This is a genomic window from Burkholderiales bacterium (assembly GCA_036262035.1).
In the GTDB taxonomy this organism is placed as follows: Bacteria; Pseudomonadota; Gammaproteobacteria; order Burkholderiales; family SG8-41; genus JAQGMV01.
The window spans coordinates 21082-37762 of sequence record DATAJS010000001.1 but is presented as its reverse complement, the minus strand read 5'-3'; the positions used below and the strand labels follow the sequence as shown (position 1 = coordinate 37762).

General features: G+C 66.0%; 15 protein-coding genes. 9 read left to right on the top strand and 6 right to left on the bottom strand.

What is annotated here, in order from left to right; all coding sequences use genetic code 11:
* Positions 1-20: 20 nt before the first annotated feature.
* Positions 21-1835, bottom strand: a complete 1815-nt coding sequence (locus VHP37_00185; protein HEX2824732.1) for a GspE/PulE family protein — start codon at positions 1833-1835, stop codon at positions 21-23.
* Between the two features lie 265 nt (positions 1836-2100).
* Here VHP37_00185 and VHP37_00180 point away from each other — a divergent pair, with 265 nt between their 5' ends.
* Positions 2101-3303, top strand: a complete 1203-nt coding sequence (locus tag VHP37_00180) for an ammonium transporter (protein HEX2824731.1) — start codon at positions 2101-2103, stop codon at positions 3301-3303.
* A gap of 76 nt (positions 3304-3379) precedes the next feature.
* Positions 3380-3721 carry a hypothetical protein gene (locus VHP37_00175; protein HEX2824730.1) on the top strand — a complete coding sequence of 114 codons (342 nt, stop codon included), beginning with the start codon at positions 3380-3382 and terminating at the stop codon, positions 3719-3721.
* A gap of 137 nt (positions 3722-3858) precedes the next feature.
* Here the strand turns inward: VHP37_00175 and VHP37_00170 are convergent, their stop codons facing one another.
* The 3 genes from VHP37_00170 to VHP37_00160 are packed head-to-tail and all read right to left on the bottom strand — an operon-like array spanning position 3859 to position 7228.
* Positions 3859-4770, bottom strand: coding sequence for an isocitrate lyase/PEP mutase family protein (locus VHP37_00170; GenBank protein HEX2824729.1), 912 nt, complete (start codon positions 4768-4770; stop codon positions 3859-3861).
* 50 nt (positions 4771-4820) lie between these two features.
* Entirely contained in the window at positions 4821-5804 is a 984-nt protein-coding gene (locus VHP37_00165) for a tripartite tricarboxylate transporter substrate binding protein (GenBank protein ID HEX2824728.1), read from the bottom strand.
* Between the two features lie 5 nt (positions 5805-5809).
* Entirely contained in the window at positions 5810-7228 is a 1419-nt protein-coding gene (locus VHP37_00160; GenBank protein HEX2824727.1) for an MmgE/PrpD family protein, read from the bottom strand.
* Positions 7229-7337: 109 nt separating this feature from the next.
* Between VHP37_00160 and VHP37_00155 the strand changes: the two genes are divergently transcribed.
* Together VHP37_00155 and VHP37_00150 are read left to right on the top strand one after the other, a co-directional pair.
* A complete protein-coding gene (locus tag VHP37_00155) occupies positions 7338-8489 on the top strand; it encodes a DSD1 family PLP-dependent enzyme (GenBank protein ID HEX2824726.1) in 1152 nt (383 codons plus the stop codon).
* Between the two features lie 53 nt (positions 8490-8542).
* Positions 8543-9325, top strand: coding sequence for a TerC family protein (locus VHP37_00150; GenBank protein ID HEX2824725.1), 783 nt, complete (start codon positions 8543-8545; stop codon positions 9323-9325).
* A gap of 77 nt (positions 9326-9402) precedes the next feature.
* Here the strand turns inward: VHP37_00150 and VHP37_00145 are convergent, their stop codons facing one another.
* Together VHP37_00145 and VHP37_00140 are read right to left on the bottom strand one after the other, a co-directional pair.
* Complete coding sequence (locus tag VHP37_00145) at positions 9403-10263, bottom strand: TauD/TfdA family dioxygenase (GenBank protein ID HEX2824724.1); 861 nt, start codon at positions 10261-10263, stop codon at positions 9403-9405.
* A 22-nt stretch (positions 10264-10285) separates the two neighbouring features.
* Positions 10286-11476, bottom strand: coding sequence for an acyl-CoA dehydrogenase (locus VHP37_00140; protein HEX2824723.1), 1191 nt, complete (start codon positions 11474-11476; stop codon positions 10286-10288).
* Between the two features lie 120 nt (positions 11477-11596).
* Between VHP37_00140 and VHP37_00135 the strand changes: the two genes are divergently transcribed.
* The 5 genes from VHP37_00135 (at position 11597) to VHP37_00115 (ending at position 16678) form a co-directional block, all read left to right on the top strand.
* Positions 11597-12811: an efflux RND transporter periplasmic adaptor subunit gene (locus tag VHP37_00135; protein ID HEX2824722.1), complete on the top strand. Its 1215-nt coding sequence runs from the start codon at positions 11597-11599 to the stop codon at positions 12809-12811.
* 59 nt (positions 12812-12870) lie between these two features.
* On the top strand, positions 12871-13548 hold the full coding sequence (locus VHP37_00130; protein ID HEX2824721.1) for an ABC transporter ATP-binding protein: 678 nt from the start codon (positions 12871-12873) through the stop codon (positions 13546-13548).
* Between the two features lie 214 nt (positions 13549-13762).
* Positions 13763-14920: an FtsX-like permease family protein gene (locus VHP37_00125; GenBank protein ID HEX2824720.1), complete on the top strand. Its 1158-nt coding sequence runs from the start codon at positions 13763-13765 to the stop codon at positions 14918-14920.
* On the top strand, positions 14917-16092 hold the full coding sequence (locus VHP37_00120; GenBank protein ID HEX2824719.1) for an ABC transporter permease: 1176 nt from the start codon (positions 14917-14919) through the stop codon (positions 16090-16092). The genes VHP37_00125 and VHP37_00120 overlap by 4 nt, the downstream gene beginning before the upstream one ends.
* A 34-nt stretch (positions 16093-16126) precedes the next feature.
* Positions 16127-16678, top strand: a complete 552-nt coding sequence (locus VHP37_00115; GenBank protein ID HEX2824718.1) for an NUDIX hydrolase — start codon at positions 16127-16129, stop codon at positions 16676-16678.
* Positions 16679-16681: the final 3 nt, after the last annotated feature.

Genomic DNA, 16681 nt, shown 5'->3' with positions numbered 1-16681 from the left:
CACTCAACACTCGACAGACGTCACCGCCGGTGACGTCTGTCGCCCCCCGGCGGCGGCGCGACGTTCATCACTTCGTCGATGGTGGTGAGTCCTGCGGCGATCTTCATGGCCCCGCTGATGCGCAGCGGCTTCATGCCTTCGCGGAAAGCCTTGTCGCGCAGTGCTTCGAGGTCGAGCTCTTCGGCGACGCCTTTGCGCAGCTCGGGCGTCATCACCATCATCTCGTAGACGCCCATGCGGCCCATATAGCCGGTCATGCGGCATTCGAGGCAGCCTTTGTTGATGTAGGTCGTGCCTTTCGGCGTCGACGCTTTCCAGGGGGCGACGAGCATCTCCCACGCCGACTCGTCGATGTCGTGCTGCTCCTTGCAGTGCGGACAGAGCGTGCGCACCAGACGCTGCGCCATCACGCCGAGGATCGTCGACTGCAGCAGATACGACGGCACGCCCAGGTCGAGCATCCGCGTGACCGCCGAAGGCGCGTCGTTGGTGTGCAGGGTCGAGAACACGAGATGGCCGGTGAGCGCCGCCTGTATCGCCATCTCGGCGGTCTCGAGGTCGCGGATCTCGCCGACCATGATCACGTCCGGGTCCTGCCGCATGAGCGTGCGTATGCCGCTCGCGAAATCGACGCCGATGCCGGGCTGCACCTGCATCTGGTTGAACGCGGGCTCGACCATCTCGATCGGGTCCTCGACCGAGCAGACGTTGACCTCGGGCTTCGCGACCTGCTTCAGCGTCGAGTAGAGCGTGGTCGTCTTGCCCGATCCGGTCGGGCCGGTGACCAGGATGATGCCGTGCGGATTGGTCACCATCTCGTTCCACTTGGTCTCGTCCTCGTCGGTGAAACCGAGCTCGCGGTAATCCTTGACGAGGTTCTCCGGGTTGAAGATCCGCATCACGAGCTTTTCCCCGAAGGCGGTCGGCATCGTCGACAGACGCAGCTCGACCTCCTCGCCGTCGGGCGTGATCGTCTTCAGCCGCCCGTCCTGGGGCCTGCGCCGCTCGACGACGTCCATGCGTCCGAGCACCTTGATGCGGCTCGTCATCGCCGCCATGACCGGCGTGGGAATCTGGTAGACCTGGTGCAGCACCCCGTCGATGCGGAAGCGCACGTTGCCGATGTCGCGCCGCGGCTCGATGTGGATGTCGCTCGCGCGCTGATCGAACGCGTAGTTGAACAGCCAGTCGCAGATGTGGACGATGTGCTGGTCGTTCGCGTCGAGGCGTCCGCTCCTGCCGAGCTGGACGAGCTGCTCGAAGTTGGCGATGTCGCTGTAAGCGCCCTTGTCCTTCTCGGTCGCGCCTTTGACCGAGCGCGCGAGGTTGTAGAACTCGACGAGGTACTGCTGGATGTCGAGCGGGTTCGCGATCACCCGCTTGATGTCGAGCCTCAGGATGCGCTTGAGCTGCTCTTCCCATTCGCGCACGTACGGCTCGCAGACCGCGATCGTCGCCTCGCGCGTGTTCACGCCGACGGGGAGGATCTTGTAGCGCTGCGCGTAGGCGTTCGACATCACCTTGGTGACCGCGGCGAAGTCGATCTTGAACGGGTCGATGTGCAGGTAGGGCAGGCCCACGCGCTCGGCCAGCCATTCGGTCAGCGCCTCGAGATGCAGCAGCTTCCTCGGGTTGCGCGGATCCTTGAGCTTCTGGTCCGCGATCACCACCAGCGGATGGGTGTCGATCCGCGCCGCCCGGCGGTCCTTGAGCAGCTTGTCGGCGGCGTCGCGCGCCACCAGGCCGTCGGCCACGAGGTCGTCGAGGACGCCTTGCAGGGTCAGCGGTGCATCGGGGGTGGAGCTGTGCGCGGGTTGTGCAGCGGGTATGGCCATCCGGTCGACTATAAACGCCGGCCGGAGCGCCTTCAATGGTTTAGCGCACAGTGTTCATCGGGTTTCGCAAGCGGTACCGGAGAAGGTCTATGCGGGTGCGGGCCTGTGTCCGAAAGCACCGCAACGGTGCATCAGTCGGCACGAGTGATCCGTTATGGTGCGCGACGATCGCACACCAATTGAAAATACCTTGTAAAACAACGTAATGAAGAAAGGGCCGGTTCTTGCTTACGGGCGGCCCGATTAAGAACAACGGAGGGAGGTTATGGAAACGCTGAAAATCAGCAGCGACGCGCTGTTCATCCTGCTCGGCGCGATCATGGTGCTGGCGATGCACGCCGGGTTCGCATTCCTCGAAGTCGGCACGGTCCGCCGCAAGAACCAGGTCAACGCGCTCGTGAAGATCCTCTGCGACTTCGCGATGTCCACCATCGCCTATTTCTTCATCGGCTACACGGTCGCCTACGGCGTGGGTTTTTTCACCGGCGCCGAGAAGCTCGCCGAGAAGAGCGGCTACGACCTCGTCAAATTCTTCTTCCTCCTCACCTTCGCCGCGGCGGTGCCGGCGATCATCTCGGGCGGCATCGCCGAGCGGGCGAAGTTCGTTCCGCAGCTTTTCGCGACGGCGATCATCGTCGGCTTGGTCTATCCCTTCTTCGAAGGCATCGCCTGGAACGATCAGTACGGCATCCAGGCGTGGCTCGAAAAGTCGATGGGCGCGAAATTCCACGATTTTGCGGGATCGGTCGTGGTGCATGCCGTGGGCGGCTGGATCGCGCTCACCGCCGTCCTGCTGCTGGGCGCGCGCAACGGGCGCTATCCGAAGGGCGGCGGCGTCACCGCCCAGCCGCCTTCGAGCATCCCTTTCCTCGCGCTCGGCGCGTGGGTGCTGTCGGTAGGCTGGTTCGGGTTCAACGTGATGTCGGCGCAGACGATCGACAAGATCTCGGGGCTGGTGGCGGTGAACTCGCTGATGGCGATGGCGGGCGGCACTCTCGCCGGACTCATGATCGGGCGCAACGACCCCGGATTCGTCCACAACGGTCCGCTCGCGGGGCTCGTCGCGATCTGCGCGGGCTCGGACGTGATGCACCCCATCGGCGCGCTGGCCACCGGCGGCATCGCCGGGGCGCTCTTCGTCTTCATGTTCACCCTCACGCAGAACCGGCTGAAATGGGACGACGTCCTCGGCGTGTGGCCGCTGCACGGGCTCTGCGGAGCGTGGGGCGGCATCGCGTGCGGAATCTTCGGCACCAAGGCGCTCGGCGGCATCGGCGGCGTGACGTTCGGGGCGCAGCTCGTCGGGACGCTGCTGGGGATTGCGGTCGCGCTGATCGGCGGGGCGATCGTCTACGGCGCGCTCAAGTCGACCGTCGGCATACGCCTCGACGCCGAGCAGGAGTTCAACGGCTCGGACCTCTCGCTGCACAAGATCAGCGCGACGCCGGACAACGAAGTGTCGTGGTGATCCTGGGCATTAGTGCACGCCGATCCCGCACGGTGCGGGGCTAGAATCGTCAGCGCGTCGTCGACGAGGAGCGGCCGTGTATCCGAGAGTTCTGATCGCAGGGTTGGTGGCTTTGAACAGCGTCGGTGCGAGCGCGGGGGTGTCCGCGCGCGCCGGCGTTCCGGTGTACGACGCGACGCAACTCGCGCTCGGGAGCTACGTCGTGGTCGAGCGCGTGGGCCTCGCCGGATGGCATTCGGCTTTCAGCGTCCCGGGGTATCCGACCGAGGACGAGGCCCGGGGAGCACTCCTGGCGCGCGCCGCGAACGTCGGCGCCGAGGGCGTGACCAACCTCGTCTGCATGTCGCAGACCGACAGCCTGTTCAAGCCCGCCGGTTATTACTGCTACGCGACCGCGATCAAGCTGAAGCAGAAATAATCGTCATTCCCGAACCGCGGTAGCGGGACTGTCGGGAATCCATCTTCAAGCAAAGTCAAAAAGCAAAGTCAAAATGGGTCCCCGCGTTCGCGGGGACGACGGCCTGGGCGGCCGTCGCTTTCGCGGGAACGACGGCTCTAGCGAGCCGTCGATTTTTTCTTCCCGGCGATTTTCTCCACCGTCTCGCGCTCGATGCGGTACGACTCCTCGAGCCCGATGATGTCCTCGACCTGCTTCCTCGCGACGACGAAGTCCTGCTCGGAGAGGCCGGTGTAGTCGCCGGTCTTCTTGAGCTCCTCGAAAGCCTTGCGCATGAAGTGGTGCTGGATGCACACGGCGAAAGTCGCGTCGATGCAGCCGGCGTAGCCCATGTCCTTCAGCTGCCCGTAGCTGTAGAGCGGCCGCTTGTCGCGGTTGCCGCGGCTCTGCACATAGACCATCGGGACCTTGCAGAGCTTGGGCGTCTTGACCGTGTCGGCGTGGTTGACCGGGAAGATGAGACCCATGTCCGCACCCTGGTCGGCGGCGACATTCACGCGCTTGACCGCTTCCCTGAGGCCCTGGATGCGGGCGGCGTCCGAGCGCGCGATGATCACGAAATCCTTGTCGGTGCGGTCGCGCTGCTCGCAGGCGAGGCGGATCTTGTCGCGGTACTCCTCGATCGGGATGTTGTGCACGACGTAGGTGTGATAGTGCGCGCGCTTGGGGAATAGCTGGTCCTCGATGTGCACGCCGGCGATGCCTGCGCGTATGCACTCGCGGATGGTGCGCATGGTGTGCAGCGGCTCGCCCCAGCCCGCCCCGGCGTCCATCACGACCGGGATGTCGACCGCGTTCGCCATGTCGCTCGCGACGCGGATCTGCTCGTTCATGGTGAGGCACGGCTCGCTGATGCAGCTCGAGCCGCCGGTGACGAAGCCGCCGCTGTAGATCGTCTTGAAGCCGCAAGCCTGTGCGAGTCGCGCGGTGATCGGATCGTAGCCGCTCGGCAGCTCGAGGAACTTGCCCGCGCGCACGAGGGCGCGCAGCTTGGTGGTGGCACGTTGCATAACCAGTCCTTGTTTTTTCAGGGAATTTTGTGGGGTCTGCCCCCGATTTCTTATTCCGCGCGGATGTTGCCGTCGCGGATCACTTTGGCCCAGCGTTGCGTCTCGCTCTTGATGACGCGCGCCATTTCGGCCGGCGGCATGCCGCCGGCTTCGAAACCCTGTGCTGCGAGATTCTTCGAAAGATCGGGATGCGCCAGCGCTTTGACGATCTCCGAGTGGAGGCGCGTGACGATCTCGTGCGGCGTTTTCGCGGGCACGAGGACCGCATACCAGGTCTCGCTCTGGAAACCCGCAAGCGTCTCCGCCACCGTCGGCACGTTCGGCAGCACCTTCGATCGCTTCGCGCCCGACACCGCGAGCCCGCGCAGCTTGCCGCTCTCCACGAGCGGCGTGAGGCTCGGCAGCGTGCCGAAGGTCGTCGCGACCTGGCCGCCGGCGACGTCGGCGAGCGAGTTGCCGCCGCCCTTGTACTGCACGACGAGCAGATCCACTTTCGCCATCTGCCGGAAGAGCTCCGCGGCGAGGTGCGAAGGCGTGCCCACGCCTGCCGCGGCGATCGTGATCGCGCCCGGTTTGGCGCGCGCGATCGCGATGAGCTGCCTGACGCTCGTCACCGGTATCGACGGGTGGATCGCGAGCAGGTTGGGCGCCGCGGCGGCGATCGTCACCGGCGCGAAGTCGCGCTCGGCGTTGTACGGCATGGACGCGTGCAGCGAAGGATTGATCGCGAGCACCTGCGTCGTGAAGAGCACCGTATGGCCGTCGGGCGCCGACTTCGCGACCGCGTCGGTACCGATGATGCTGGCCGCGCCGGGACGGTTCTCGACGATGACGTTCTGGCCCATGCTCTCGGCGAGCCGTGCGCCGAGCGAGCGCGCGAGGATGTCGGTGCCGCCTGCAGGGGCGAAAGGCACGATGATGCGGATGGGTTTCGACGGATACCGACTCTGTGCGGCGGCAGGCACGCAGAGCAGGGCGGAGATCGCGAGCAGCGCGAAACGCGCGGCGCGGCCGCGCACAGTGAAAGCGCTCATACGGCTCAGCCCGCGATCAGCGCAGCGAGCTCGCGCGCATCGCGTCGGTCGAGATCGAGCACGAAATCGCGGATCGCTTCCGACTTCGCGCGCGGCAGCACGAGCTCCGCGTTGTCCAGGAACTTCGCGACGATGTCGTCCGCCGTCAGCGCGCGATCGCCCGCGCCGCGATTGATCTTCTCCATGTGGACGAGGTCGCGGCCGTCGGTCGTCGTCACGACGACCCCGCCCGAGAAATACTTCGGGAACTGCGACTCCGGATCGGCTTCGTGCGACACGCGCTGCGCCAGCGCGAGGATCGCCGGATCGTGCAAGGCGTCGTCTTCGAGCTCGGCGAAGCCGAACTTGCCGCGCGTCAGGCACGCCGCGACGACGTACTGCACGCTGAACTTCGCCATGTACTCCGACGTGGGCTTGCGGCGCATGTCCGCGGGTTCGCAGACATAATGGAACGTCTCGGGGTGGAGCAGGGCCCGCACTTTGGCGATGTGTTCCGGTTTCAGCTCGTGCTTGCGGCGCAGCGCGAGCGCCGAGTCCGCGCACGCGTGCAGCAGATGGCAGATGGGAAAAGGCTTGATTGCGACTTCGTCGAGGAGCCAGTGCTCGCCCAGCGCTTTCGTCATCGTGCCGAGATCGAGCTCGGAGAAGCGTTCCCCCGTATGCGAGCGAAAGATGCCGTCGGCGCCTTCGTAGATCCTGCGCGTGCCTATATAGCCGCCCCGTGCGAGCAGCGCCGCGGTGATGCCGCCGACACCGGCCCAGCCGGGGTGCATGCGCTTGTTCCATGCGCCGTCGGCGCGGTGCTCGGACAGCGCCGACGCGGTGCTGCCCGCGAGGCCCTGCGCGCGCGCGAGCTGTTCGGCGTCCAGGCCGAGCAGCTTGCTCGCCGCGATGACACAGCCGAAATGCCCGGCGACGCCGGTGGTGTGGAAGCCCGAGGTGTGCATCGCGCCGGCGGCGGTGAGGCCGACGCGCGTCGAGACGTCGACGCCGAGCACGTACGCGGCCATGAGGTCGCGGCCGCTCGCGCCGACTTTCTCAGCCACGCCGAGCGCGCACGGAAACGCGCTGCTCGACGGATGCACGATCGCGCCGGGATGGGTGTCGTCGTAATCGAGGCCGTGCGCGAGGATGCCGTTGAGCAGCACAGCGTCGCGCAGCGGCAGCTTCACCGGCATGCCGATCACCGAGTGCGTGCCGGGCTCGGCGAGCGCCTTGAGTCCGGCGAGCGCGCGATGGCTGAACTCGTGACGCGTCGCCGCCAGCGCGGTGCCGATCACGTCGAGCATGTGAAGCTTCGCCCGTTCGCGTATGCGCTCCGGGATGCGCTCGTACGTCGTCGAAGTTACGAAATCGGCGAGCCGCTGCGAAATGCTCGCATCGCTCGCCGGAGAGGGGACGGGGGCGGGGGAGGCCGCGTTCATGATGTTCTCGTTCTATTGCCTGGCGCCCGAGAGTAGCGCGCCGCGCGAGCCTACGGCAACCGGCGCTTTATAATCTGAACCCTCGCGCAGCATCCATCCCGGGATTCCCATGCAGCTGACCGACCTCGAAACGCCCGCACTCGTGCTCGACCGCAACAAGCTCGACCGCAACCTCGCGCGCATGCGCGAGCACCTCACCGATCTGAAGGTGTCGCTGCGGCCGCACGTGAAGACCGCCAAGTCGATCGACGTCGTGCGCCGCGCCCTCGTGGCGCAACCGGGACAGCCCGAAGCGAAGTGTCCGATCACGGTCTCGACGCTGAAGGAAGCGGAGTATTTCTTTTCCAACGGCATCACCGACATCCTCTACGCGGTGGGCATCGCGCCGAACAAGCTCGAGCACGTGGCGAAGCTCATGAAGCAGGGCGCGAACATGAAGATCCTGCTCGACAACGCCGAGGCGGCGGACATGGCCGCCGAAAAAGGAGAGGCGCTCGGCGTTCGGTTTCCCGCCCTGATCGAGATCGACAGCGACGGCCACCGCTCGGGCATACAGCCGGGCGATCCGCGCCTCGTCGACATCGGCACGCGGCTGCATGGGCGCAAAGGCTCGCGGCTCGCGGGCGTGATGACGCACGCCGGCGATTCGTACAACTGCACCACCATCGACGCGATCCGCGCCATGGCGGAGCGCGAGAGGACAGCGGTGGTGGATTGCGCGCAGGCGCTGAAAGCGGCCGGCCTGCCGTGCGACATCGTCAGCGTCGGCTCGACGCCCACCGCGACGTACTCGGAGAACATGGAGGGGGTGACCGAAGTCCGCGCGGGCGTCTACATGTTCTTCGATCTGTTCCAGGCGGGGATCGGCGTGTGCGGCATCGACGACATCGCGCTGTCGGTGCTGACGAGCGTCATCGGCCATCAGCCGGACAAGAGCTGGATCATCACCGACGGCGGCTGGATGGCGATGTCGCGCGACCGCGGCACGGCGAATCAGAAGGTGGACCAGGGTTACGGCGTGGTGTGCGATCTGGCCGGTCGCCCGATCGACGATCTCATCGTCACGGGCACCAACCAGGAGCACGGCATCATTGCGGATCGTGATGGCGGTCCGGTCGATCTGAGCCGCTTTCCCGTCGGCACGCTGTTGCGCGTCCTGCCCAATCACGCGTGCGCGACGGCCGCGCAGCACCCGCATTACAACGTGATCGCCGGCGAGCCGGTGGTCGAAGCGGTCTGGCCGCGATTCAGCGGCTGGTAACCTAGTGCGTCATTCCCGCGCAGGCGGGAATCCATTTTGCTTTTCGGGCCCTCATGGAATGGATAGCTGATCCTCACGCCTGGGTAGCGCTCGCCACGCTGGCGGCGCTCGAGATCGTCCTGGGCGTCGACAACATCATCTTCATCTCGATCCTCGTCGGGCGGCTGCCCGAAGAGAAGCGTGCACGCGCGCGGACCCTCGGCCTCGCGCTCGCGGCCCTCACGCGCATCGGCCTCCTGCTGTCGATCTCGTGGGTGATGTCTCTCACCGATCCGTGGTTCTCTCTGCTCGACCACGACTTCTCGGGGCGCGACCTGATCCTGCTGGGCGGCGGCTTGTTCCTGCTGTGGAAGAGCGTGCACGAGATACACGGCTCGCTCGAGGGCGAAGACGACGCGCCGGGCATCGCGGTGGTCGCGCATACCTTCGGCGCGGTCATCGTGCAGATCGCGATCATCGACATCGTGTTCTCGCTCGATTCGGTGATCACCGCGGTGGGCCTCGTCGACGAAGTCGAGATCATGATCATCGCGATCCTGCTCGCGGTGGGCGTGATGATCTTCGCCGCCGGCCCGATCGGGCGCTTCGTCGACGCACACCCGACGATCAAGATGCTCGCGCTGTCGTTCCTGGTGCTCGTCGGGGTGGCGCTGATCGCCGAAGGCTGGGGCTTCCACATCCCCAAGGGCTACATCTACTTCTCGATGGCTTTCGCGATCGGCGTCGAGATGCTCAACCTGCGCGTGCGCAGGAACCAGGACCGCAGGGCGCCGGTGAAGCTGCGGCAGACCGGCGCGTTGAAGCAGCGGCCGGTGGCGGGGAAGGTGATGAAGTGATCGTAGGGTGCGCGCGAGCGCACCGAGCCTCTAGCGGTGCGTTACCACGCACCCTACGAAAGCATTCACGACGCGTTTCAGAACGGCCGCGAGCCCTTCACCGTCGCCCGCTCCATCAGCCTGCGCTTCGGAAGCTGGTAGTTCGGTATCGCCAGGTGCTGGGTGGAGCAGTTGTCCCAGATCAGCAGATCGCCCACGCGCCACTTGTGGCGATAGATGAAACGCTCTTCGGTGGCGTGCGCGAGAAGCTCGTTCAGGAGCGTATCGCCTTCGGGGCCGTCCATGCCGACGATGCGCGAGGTGTAGCCTTCGTTCACGAAGAGACATTTCCTGCCGGTGTAAGGATGCGTGCGCGCGATCGGGTGCGGCATGTCCGGCGTCTTTTTCTTCTGTTCCTCGGTGAGCTCCGGACGGGGGCCGCTGTTGCGGTCGCGGTAATAGCCCTTCGCATACGAATTGATCGCCTGCAGGCCTGAGATGCGCTGCCGGGTCGATTCGGGCAGCGCGTCGTACGCGGCGGTGGCGCTGGCGAACAGCGTATCGCCGAGCGGCTCGCCGCTGTCGTCCACCGGCACTTCGCGCGCGTAGAAGATCGAGCCGCGGCTGGGCTCGGCCATGTAGCACAGGTCGGAGTGCCAGAAGAGTCCCGCGTCCTGCGAGCCGATCGGCTTGCCGTTCTCGATGACGTTCGAGACGACGAAGAGCTCGGGATAGCCGGGGCGGCAGCGGTCCGCGCGCACGTGGTGCTCGAGCTCGCCGAAGCGGCGCGAAAACGCCACGTGCTGATCGGGGGTGAGCGTCTGGTCGCGGAAGAAAACGACCTCGTGCTCGTGGAATGCATCGACGATTTGCTGGAAGGTCTTGTCGTCGAGCGGTTGCGACAAGTCTATGCCGCGGATCTCGGCGCCGAGCGCGGCGCCGCTTTTTCGAATCTCCAAAACGTCTCCTCCGTCTTTGTTGTCAGAATGCGGCGATACCGGTCTGTGCGCGCCCCAGGATCAGCGCGTGGATGTCGTGCGTGCCTTCGTAGGTGTTCACGGTCTCGAGGTTCATCACGTGGCGGATCACGTGGAACTCGTCCGAGATGCCGTTGCCGCCGTGCATGTCGCGCGCGAGGCGGGCGATGTCGAGCGACTTGCCGCAGGAGTTGCGCTTGAGCAGGGACACCATCTCGGGCGTCGCGCGCCCTTCGTCCATCAGCCGCCCGAGGCGCAGCACCGCCTGCAGCGCGAGCGTGATCTCGGTCTGCATGTTGGCGAGCTTCAGCTGCACGAGCTGGTTCGCGGCGAGCGGCTTGCCGAACTGCTTGCGGTCGACGGTGTAATTGCGCGCCGCGTGCCAGCAGAATTCCGCCGCGCCAATCGCGCCCCACGCGATGCCGAAACGCGCCTTGTTGAGGCAGCTGAAAGGCCCCTTGAGGCCCGACACGCCCGGCAGCACGTTGCCGGCCGGCACGAACACGTCGTCCATCACGATCTCGCCGGTGGTCGACGCGCGCAGGCTCATCTTGCCTTCGATCTTGGGCGTCGACAGGCCTTTCATGCCGCGCTCGAGCAGGTAGCCGCGGATCGTGCCGCTCTCGTCCTTGGCCCAGACGAGGAGCACGTCGGCGAGCGGCGCGTTGGTGATCCACATTTTCGCGCCGGTGAGGCTGAAGCCGCCGTCGACCTTCTTCGCGCGCGTGATCATGCTGTTCGGATCGGAGCCGTGGTTGGGCTCGGTCAGACCGAAGCAGCCGATCATCTCGCCGGTGGCGAGCTTCGGGAGGTATTTCTGCCGCTGCTCCTCGGATCCGAAGGTGTGGATCGGGTACATGACGAGGCTGGACTGCACCGACAGCGCCGAGCGATAGCCGCTGTCGACGCGCTCGACCTCGCGTCCGATGAGGCCGTAGCTCACGTGGTTCACGCCCGCACAGCCGTAGCCTTCGAGCGTCGAGCCGAGGAAGCCGAGCTCGCCCATCTCGTTCATGATCTCGCGGTCGAATTTCTCGTGCCGGTTGGCTTCGAGCACGCGCGGCATCAGCTTTTCCTGGCAGTACGCGCGCGCCGCGTTGCGGATCATGCGCTCGTCGTCGCTGAGCTGATCTTCGAACAGCAGCGGATCGTCCCATACGAAGGCGGGCTTGGTAGTGGGAATGGGGGCGGTCATCACGGGTCTCCTGATACAATCGTGCGCACGACGAGCGGCGCGAGAACCCATTGATTTTATGGCAGCTCGGCGTGGCGTGCCATGCCATGCGTAGCGCCGCGTGACCTCCGGCAGACCAACTTGTCCGAACCCGATCTCTCCACGCTGCGCATCGAGCGCGGCAGCCCGCGCGCGGGCGTAGACGACCGTCGGCGCAAGCGCATCGTGCGCATGTGCCTCATCGCCGTCGCGGTCGCGATCGGCGCCGCCGTCGCGTTCTTCTATCGCCCGCCGATGCAGGTCGAGGTCGGCACCGCGGCGCAGCTCTATCCCTCGCAGGCGCTCACCGCGCTCAACGCGACCGGCTACGTCGTCGCGCAGCGCAAGGCCGCGGTGGCGTCGAAAGCGACCGGCCGCCTCGAATGGCTCGGCGTGCGCGAAGGCAGCAAGGTCGCGGCGGGCGAGGTGCTCGCACGGCTCGACAGCCGCGACGTGACCGCGCAGATGGACCAGGCCGCGGCGAACATCAAGGTCGCCGAGGCGAACCTCGACCAGGGGCAGGCCGAGCTCAAGGAAGCCGAGCGCCAGCTCCAGCGCTCGGCGGACCTGCTCGCGAAGAACTTCGTGTCGCAGGCCGCGCACGACACCGCGATCGCGCGGCGCGACCGCGCCGCCGCCGCGATCAGCGCGCAGCGTGCGGCGATCAATGCGGCGCGTGCGAATTTCCGCGCGGCGCAGGTCGCGGTCGAGCAGACGCAGATCCGCGCGCCGTTCGACGGCGTCGTGCTCACCAAGAACGCCAACGTCGGCGACGTCATCGCGCCGTTCTCGTCGGCGACGGGCTCGCAGGCCGCGGTGGTGACCATGGCGGACATGTCGACGCTCGAAGTCGAAGCCGACGTGTCCGAAGCGAACATCGGCAAGGTGAAGGTCGGCCAGCCCACCGAGATCCAGCTCGATGCCTTGCCGGATATCCGCTTCCGCGGGGAGGTGCGCAGCCTGGTGCCGACGGTGGACCGGTCGAAGGCGACGGTCACCGTCAAAGTGAAGTTCCACGACAACGACCCGCGCATCCTGCCCGAGATGAGCGCGAAGGTCGCGTTCCTCTCGAAGGAGGTCGCGAAGCAGGACAACACGCCGCACGTCGCCGTGCCCGCATCGGCCGTCGTCGAGCGGGACGGCCGGAAAGTCGTCTACACGGTCAAGGACGGCAAGGCGAAGGAAGCGCCGGTGACGACCGGCACGACCGCCGGCGATCTGGTGCAGGTGAACGGCGTGACGGCAGGCGAGCGCGTGGTGCTGAAGCCGCCGGAGCGCCTGCGCGACGGCGCGGCGGTCGCCACGAGCGCGAAATGACAAAAAAACGTTCCCTCCCCCTCAGGGGGAGGGTTAGGGTGGGGGCGGTTTTACCCTCCATGTCAGAACCCATCGTCGAGATCCGCAACCTCTCCAAGTCCTACCGCCGCGGCGGCCAGGTGGTGCCGGTGCTGTCGGACATCACGCTCGACATCCCGGCCGGCGAGTTCGTCGCGCTGATGGGGCCTTCGGGATCGGGCAAGAGCACGCTCCTCAATCTGATCGCCGGCATCGACAAGCCCGACGGCGGGGTCCTGCGCGTCGGCGGTCTCGACATCGCGAGCCTGTCCGAGACCGAGCTCGCCGACTGGCGCGCCCAGAACGTCGGCTTCATCTTCCAGTTCTACAACCTCATGCCGGTGCTCACCGCGTACGAGAACGTCGAGCTGCCGCTGATGCTGACCGACCTCGCCGCGAGCGCGCGCCGCGCGCACGTCGAGACCGGGCTCGCGATGGTCGGCCTCGCGGACCGCATGGAGCACTATCCTTCGGAGCTCTCGGGCGGCCAGCAGCAGCGCGTGGCGATCGCGCGCGCGATCATCACCGACCCGACGATCCTCGTCGCCGACGAGCCGACCGGCGACCTCGACCGCGCTTCAGCCGAGGAGATCCTGAACCTCATGGACCGCATGAACCGCGAGCTCGGCAAGACGATCATCATGGTCACGCACGATCCGAACGCCGCCAATCGCGCCCGCGTCCTGAAGCACCTGGAGAAGGGCGTTCTGACCTCTTAACAGCGTCAAAAGCAAATGAGCCGCAAAGGACGCAAAGGACACAAAGGAAAACCTTAAAACGTCATCGCGAGCGCCGAAGGCGCGTGGCGATGTCGTGGCGCACGGTTTGCGTTCGTAACGGGATTGCTTCGTCGCGGCGCTCCTCGCAATGACAAGTAGGCTGTCCTTTGTGTCCTTTGTGTCCTTTGTGGTCAATAGCGCCCTTTAAACATCAATGCATTTTTTCAAGCTGATCCTGCGCAACGCCCTGCGGCACAAGTTGCGGACCGCGCTGACGGTGGTCGGGCTGGTGGTCGCGTTCCTGTCGTTCGGGCTGCTGCAGTCGATCGTCGACGCGTGGTATCACGGCGCGGACGCGGCGGCGCCGAACCGGCTGATCACGCGGAACGCGGTGTCGCTCACCGTGTTCCTGCCGCTGCACTACCGCGAGAAGATCCGCTCGGTCGAAGGCGTCCGAAGCGTCGCGGCGGTGAACTGGTTCGCCGGCGTGTACCAGGAGCCCAAGAACTTCTTCCCGCAGTTCGCTGTGGAGCCGGCGCCGTATTTCGCGATGTACCCGGAATACAGGATCCCGCCCGAGGAGTTCCGCGCGTTCATGCGCGACCGCAAGGGCGCCGTCGTCGGCCGCAAGCTCGCGAGCCAGTACGGGTGGAAAGTCGGCGACACCGTCCCGCTCAAGGGCACGATCTTTCCCGGCAACTGGGAGTTCGTCGTGCGCGCCATTTACGACGGCGCCGAAGCCAAGACCGACACGACGCTGTTCTTCTTCCACTGGCAATATCTCAACGAGACGGTGAAGCAGCGCTTCCCACTGCGCGCCAACCAGGTCGGCATCTTCCTCGTCGAAGTCGACGACGTCGATCGCGCCGCGGTCGTCTCCGAGGAGATCGACAAGCAGTTCCGGAACTCGATCGCGGAGACGCTGACCGAGACCGAGCAGGCTTTCCAGATCGGTTTCGTCAAGCAGACCGAAGCGATCCTGATCGCGGTGCGCATCGTGTCGTTCGTCGTGATCTTCATCATCCTCGCGGTCATGGCGAACACCATGGCGATGACCGCGCGCGAGCGCCTCGGCGAGTATGCGACGCTGAAGGCGCTCGGCTTCAGTCCGATCTACGTCGGCTCGCTCATCTACGGAGAATCGCTGGCGATCGCGCTCATCGGCGGGGCGCTCGGCGTCGTCCTCACCTTTCCAGCGGGAGACTGGTTCGCGAAGCAGATGGGAACGCTCTTTCCGGTGTTCGGCGTCAGCGAGGAGACCGTCTTTCTCCAGATACTGTCCGCGGCGATCGTAGGCGTTCTCGCCGCGCTGCTCCCCGCGCGAACCGCTGCGCGCGTGCGCATCGTCGAAGGCCTGCGAGCGATCGGATGAGCGGGGCGCGACTGCCTTTGCGCTATAGCATGCGCAATCTCTGGACGCGCAAGCTGACGACGCTGCTGACGGCGGGCGGCATGGCGCTGGTGGTGTTCGTGTTCGCGGCGGTGCAGATGCTCGACACCGGGCTCAGGGCGACGCTCGTGTCGACCGGACAGCCCGACAACATCCTCGCGAGCCGCCGCGGTTCGAACGCCGAGATCTCCAGCGGCATCGACCGCGTGCAGGCCGCCATCATCGAGTCTCAGCCCGAGATCGCGGTCGGCGCCGACGGCAAGCGCCTGGTGTCCAAGGAAGCGGTGATCCTGATCACTCTGCCCAAGCGCGAGACCGGACAGGCGACCAACGTCACGACGCGGGGCCTGGGGGAAGCGGGGATCGCGGTTCGGCCGCAGGTGCGATTCATCGAAGGCCGCCCGTTCCAGCGCGGGGCGGCCGAGGCCGTCGTCGGCAAGAGCCTCGCGCAGCGCTTCGACAATACCGCCCTCGGCAGTAGCTTGCGCTTCGGCGGACGCGAGTGGCGGGTCGTCGGCATCTTCGACAGCGGCGGGGCCGCGTTCGACTCCGAAGTGTGGGTCGACGCCGATCAGCTCATGCAATCGTTTCGCAGGCAGTCGTATTCGACGGTGATCGCGCGCCTGGTCGACACGCGTTCGTTCGACGCGGTGAAAGCGCGGCTCGAAAGCGATCCGCGGCTCACGCTCGACGTGAAGCGCGAGCGCGTGTTCTACGAAGACCAGTCGCAGGCGCTCTCCAAGTTCATCAGCTATCTCGGGCTCACGCTCTCGATCATCTTCTCGATCGGCGCCATGATCGGCGCGATGATCACGATGTATGCCGCGGTCTCCAACCGGGTCGGGGAGATCGGCACGCTGCGCGCCCTCGGCTATCGCAGGAGCGCGGTGCTCGGCGCTTTCCTCTTCGAGGCGGTGCTGCTGGGCGGCGTCGGCGGCATCGTGGGGATCGCGCTGGCGTCGTTCATGCAGCTCATACAGATCTCGACGCTCAACTGGCAGTCGTTCGCGGAGCTCGCTTTCACGTTCACGCTGACGCCGAAGATCGCGCTCTCGTCGTTCGTGTTCTCGATACTGATGGGCGTGCTGGGCGGCTTCCTGCCGGCGGTCCGGGCCGCGCGCCTTTCGATCGTCGATGCGCTGAGAGCCGCGTAGTATTCTTACGACCTGCCCTGAACTTCCATCCCCCATGAAATTCTGCAGCAACTGCGGCTCTGCCGTGTCCTTCAAGGTGCCGGCGGGCGACACCCTGCCGCGTCACGTGTGCGACGCGTGCGGGACGATCCACTACCAGAACCCCAAGATCATCGTCGGCTGCATCCCCGAGCACGAGGACCGCGTCCTCCTCTGCAGGCGCGCCATCGAGCCGCGTTACGGGCTGTGGACGGTGCCGGCCGGGTTCATGGAGAACGGCGAGACCACCGCGCAAGGCGCGGCGCGCGAGACGCTGGAGGAGGCGAACGCGCGCGTCGAGGTCGGCCCGCTGTATGCGCTCTACAACATCCCGCACATCAACCAGGTCTACATCCTGTTCCGGGCCCGTCTGCTCGACCTCGATTTCCATCCGGGCGCCGAGACGCTGGAGACGCGTCTCTTCACCGAAGCCGAAGTGCCGTGGTCCGAGATCGCTTTCCTGACCGTGCGCAATACGCTCACGCACTTTTACGACGACCGGAAGAAAGGCGAGTTCGGCCTCCACGTCGGAACCATCGAGCGCTCGCCGGCGTCCAGGCATTCGTAAGCC